Origin of the sequence: Ilyobacter sp. (assembly GCF_041583315.1) — a bacterium.
Lineage (GTDB): Bacteria > Fusobacteriota > Fusobacteriia > Fusobacteriales > Fusobacteriaceae > Ilyobacter.
In genome coordinates, this window is record NZ_JBFHGC010000181.1 from 1 (window position 1) to 4,939 (window position 4,939).

A 4,939-nucleotide genomic window follows, 5' to 3' on the forward strand; every position below is an offset into this window, starting at 1 on the left:
ATCTCCGGCTACTATTTTTTCTTCCTCTGTAGTATTTCCCAGGAAGACTATATTTTTTCCTGATAATTCTTCAGAAGCTTCTACGACAAATGAACCATAACCAAGTTTAAATAGATTCTCATCAAGATTTTCGATGCTTACTCCGATTCTGTTTCCGAAACTCATCTTCGCAAGAGCTTCTGCAACTCCGCCTTTTTTCAGTGTCATTGCTGATATTATTTTCCCGGATTTTATATTTTCATACATATAATTAAAGTTTGATTTAAGTTCTTTTACGTTTGGCATAAGGTCTGCCGTCATGTTGTGCTTTACAAGGTATATCTTGTTCCCGGCTTTTTTAAACTCAGGGGATATTACTTCACTGGCTTTTACTGGGGATACAGCAAAGGAGATAAGTGTAGGGGGCACATGGAGTTCGTTAAAGGTTCCGCTCATGGAATCTTTTCCTCCTATTGCCGCTATCTCAAACTGCTTTTGTGCAAAGAGAGTACCTAGCAGTGCTGAAAAAGGTTTTCCCCAGTTTACAGGATCTTTTCCAAGCTTCTGGAAATATTCCTGGAATGAAAGTCTTATCTTAGACCATTCTCCTCCTGCAGCCACTATTTTTGCAAGAGATTCTACTACTGCATAGGCTCCGCCGTGGAAAGGAGACCATGATGATACCGAAGGGTCATATCCCCATGATATAGCTGAAGCCGTGTCTGTCTCACCTTTTAAAAGTGGGAACTTCTGAACACTGAGATCAGTAGGAGTCATCTGGTACTTTCCTCCGAAAGGCATAAGAACTGTAGACGCCCCTATAGATGAATCAAACATCTCCATAAGTCCTTTTTGTGAAGAGACATTAAGTGATGAGAGCATCTTAAGCCATCTTTCTTTTCCTTCCTTCTCTGAAAAGAGCTCTTGCTCAAGTGGGGAAGATTCAGAAGGTGCCTCTAGCTCTACGTTGTTTTCCTGGGTAACTCCGTTTGTATCCAGGAAATCTCTGGAGATATCCACTATCTTGTTTCCTCTCCAGAAAATTTCAAGCCTGTTTCTGTCAGTTACCGTTGCCACCACTGTAGCAAGGAGGTTTTCTTTATCAGCCAGTTCTATAAATTTTTCTCTGTCTTTAGCCTCTATAACAACGGCCATTCTCTCTTGTGATTCAGAGATTGCCAGTTCTGTTCCGTTTAGTCCTTCGTATTTTACAGGTACTACATCCAGGTCTATCTCTAGCCCGTCAGCCAGTTCACCTATAGCTACCGAAACCCCTCCTGCACCAAAGTCATTACATTTTTTTATAAGCTTTGTTACTTCAGGATTTCTGAATAATTTTTGGATTTTTCTCTCTTCAGGGGCATTTCCCTTCTGTACCTCTGCTCCGCATGTAGCCAGGGAGTCGTCAGTATGTTCCTTAGAAGAACCAGTAGCTCCACCGCATCCGTCTCTTCCTGTTTTACCACCTAAGAGAACTATTATGTCTCCAGGTTCAGATGATTCTCTTCTTACCCAGTCAGCAGGGACAGCACCTACTACTGCACCTACTTCCATTCTTTTCGCCTTGTATCCAGGGTGATATATCTCAGCGACATGACCTGTAGTAAGACCTATCTGATTTCCGTAAGCAGAGTACCCGTGGGCAGCTCCCTTAGTTATTTTTTTCTGAGGAAGTTTTCCTGGCATTGTATCTTCCAGTTTTTCCAGAGGGTCTGCCGATCCAGTCACCCTTATTGCCTGGTATACGTAAGATCTTCCTGAAAGAGGGTCTCTTATGGCACCACCCAGACAGGTGGATGCTCCTCCGAATGGCTCTATTTCAGTTGGATGGTTGTGAGTTTCATTTTTAAACATAAGAAGCCATTTTTCAGTGATTCCGTCTACATCTACGTCTACATACACCGAGCAGGCATTGATCTCTTCTGAAACCTCAAGGTCGTCTAGTTTTCCTGATTTTCTCAGTTCTTTACCTGATATAGTGGCCATGTCCATAAGGGAAATATGTTTTTTGTCTATTCTTTCTCCGTGGACAAACTCTCTGCTTTCTAGATACTGATCAAAGGTATCCTGAAGAACCTTGTGAAATCTTCCCTTGGGAAAAACAATCTCTCTTATTCTTGTCTCAAACGTAGTATGTCTGCAATGATCAGACCAGTAAGTGTCTAGTACTTTTATCTCAGTCTCGCTTGGGTCTCTTTTCTCAGTGTGGTTAAAGTAATTCTGTACAAACATCATGTCTTCCAGAGTCATGGCAAATCCCTCTTTTGATCTGAAAGCTTCCATCTCTTTTTCTGTGAAATCAGTGAATCCGTCTATGAAAGGAACTTCCGAAGGTTTTTCCACAGACTCAATATTAAGTTTTGAAAGGTTTTTTTCTCTCATCTCTACAGGGTTTATATAGAAGCTTTTTACTTTTTCAAGTTCTTCGTCAGTTATCTCACCCTGGAAAATTATGATTTTCCCACTGGTAACTTCTACATTCTGATTTTTTTCCGATACAAGATTCAAGCATTGCATAGCCGAATCTGCTCTCTGATCAAACTGCCCTGGTAAAAATTCAGCCGCAATATATTTTTCATCTTTGAGGTCTAAAGTGTCGTAAACCTTATCCATTACAACCTCTGAAAATATCATTTTTTTGGCTTTTTCCAGCTCATCTTTGGTAATTCCGAATATGTCATAGCTGTTTAAAATTCTTACCTTCTGGAGTTTTTCAAGCTTAAATCCTTCTTTAAGCTCACTTAGAAGACCCTTAGCCTCTACATCAAATCCGTCTTTCTTTTCAACATAGATACGGTAATTCATTATTTCCCCCTAAAACCCTTTATTTTTTGTAACATTCACACTTCAGTGTGGCCATATTCCTACTTAAATAAGATACTCGATTTTTATAAAATACCTGTTTTAAAATAATATATACAAAAAACCCAGGTACTTTTCAGAGTGAAAGTACCTGGGTAATATAAACCCAGAAGAGGCTTTTAACCTCATAAACTTTCACTCATAGAAGGCCATTATCGGTGACCAGTAGAAACTCCCGACCATATTACGGGATTATACGAGTGATTTAAAATAGTCCTGTTATTTTTCCGTTTTCATCTATATCTATAAGTTCAGCTGAAGGCTTTTTAGGCAGCCCAGGCATATCAATGATATTTCCTGCCATGGCCACTATAAATCCTGCACCGGCTGATAGTCTTATTTCATTCACATTAACTGTAAAGTTTTCCGGTCTTCCGAGGAGAGCCGGGTTGTCAGAGATGGACTTCTGAGTTTTGGATATACAGATAGGAAGTTCTCCGTATCCGTTTTCTATGATTGTCTTTATTGTTTTCTTTGCTTTTGGAGAGAAGACAACACCGTCAGCACCGTATATCTCCTTTGCGATTGTTGTTATTTTTTCTTCTGGTGAACTCTCCAGAGAATATAGAGGAGTGTAGTTATCCACGCCTTTTTCGATTTCTCCCATAACGAGTTTTGCCAGCTCTTCTCCTCCGGCACCGCCATTTGCCCATACGTCACAGTCAGCTACAGGTACATTATGATCTGAGCAGACTTTTCTTATAAGGTCAAACTCGCTTTCTGTATCTGTAATAAATCTGTTCATGGCTACAACAACCGGAAGCTTGAATTTTTTCATGTTTTCTATATGTTTTTCAAGATTTTCAAGTCCTCTCTGAAGAGAGTCTAAATCCTGAACTGAAAGATCTTTTGCTCCGCCGTGGTGTTTTAGGGCTCTTACAGTGGCGACGATGACTACGCAGTTTGGAGTCAGTCCCCCTTTTCTGCATTTGATGTCCAAGAATTTTTCTGCTCCCAGGTCTGCTGCAAAACCTGCTTCTGTTACTGTATAATCAGAAAGTTTGAGAGCCAGCTTTGTAGCAAGTAGTGAGTTGCACCCATGGGCTATATTTGCAAAAGGTCCTCCGTGTATGAACACAGGAGTATTCTCAAGTGTCTGAACAAGGTTAGGTTTTATAGCTTCTTTCATAAGAGCGGCTACAGCTCCCTGGACGTTTAGATCTTTTACTTTCAGAGGAGCTCCAGAAGTGCTATATGCAAAGACCATCTCTCCGATCTTTTCCTTTAGGTCAGCTATGGATTCAGCCAGACACATGGCAGCCATTATCTCAGAAGCCACAGTGATCTGGAAAGAATCCTCTCTAGGGATTCCGTTTGCAGTTCCTCCCAGTCCGATGACGATATTCCTTACTGCTCTATCGTTCATATCCATGACTCTTTTCCATGTTATCTTTGTGATATCTATATTGAGAGTGTTTCCAAATTTCAAGTGGTTGTCGATACATGCAGAGATGAGGTTGTGTGCCACCCCTATAGCATGTATATCTCCGGTAAAGTGAAGGTTGATGTCCTCCATAGGTATAACCTGAGAGTGTCCTCCTCCTGTGGCTCCGCCTTTTATTCCGAATACAGGTCCTAGAGATGGTTCTCTAAGAGCGGCTATGGATTTTTTACCTAGCCTGTTTAAAGCCTGTGTAAGTCCTACTGAAACAGTTGATTTCCCCTCTCCGGCAGGAGTAGGAGTGATAGCTGTTACCAGTATCAGTTTACCGTCTGGTTTGTTTCCCAATTTTTTCAAAAGACCAGGATCTACCTTAGCCTTGTATTTTCCATACTGTTCGTAATCGTCTTCACTGAGGCCGATTGTTTTTGCAACTTCACTGATTTTTAATAACTTGGCTTCTTGAGCAATTTGAATATCACTTTTCATCTGCTAAAACCCTCCAATTTTTTTTCTGTATAATCTATTTTAAACTCCCTAAATTGACAATTTTTGTATTTAAAAAACCTAAGTCCACATTAAGATAACATTAATGCGTACTTAGGCCTTCTATTAAAAATATTATTAAAGTCCACACTTATCCCATACCACTTGTTTTTCAGTTGGCCTATATAATTGCCCAGAAGTGAAAAAAATGATACCAGCACGGTGCAAACC

2 protein-coding genes and 1 riboswitch are annotated in these 4,939 nt (G+C 40.4%); both genes read right to left on the reverse strand.

The features are described 5' to 3' along the window. Positions 1–2,784: phosphoribosylformylglycinamidine synthase (locus tag ABZA26_RS07565; protein WP_372713914.1), on the reverse strand; the 2,784-nt coding region annotated here is incomplete at its 3' end. Positions 2,785–2,963: 179 nt separating this feature from the next. Next, positions 2,964–3,061: riboswitch (purine riboswitch) on the reverse strand. Continuing rightward, positions 3,047–4,711, reverse strand: coding sequence for a formate--tetrahydrofolate ligase (locus tag ABZA26_RS07570; protein WP_372713915.1), 1,665 nt, complete (start codon positions 4,709–4,711; stop codon positions 3,047–3,049). Its footprint overlaps the riboswitch before it by 15 nt. Positions 4,712–4,939: the final 228 nt, after the last annotated feature.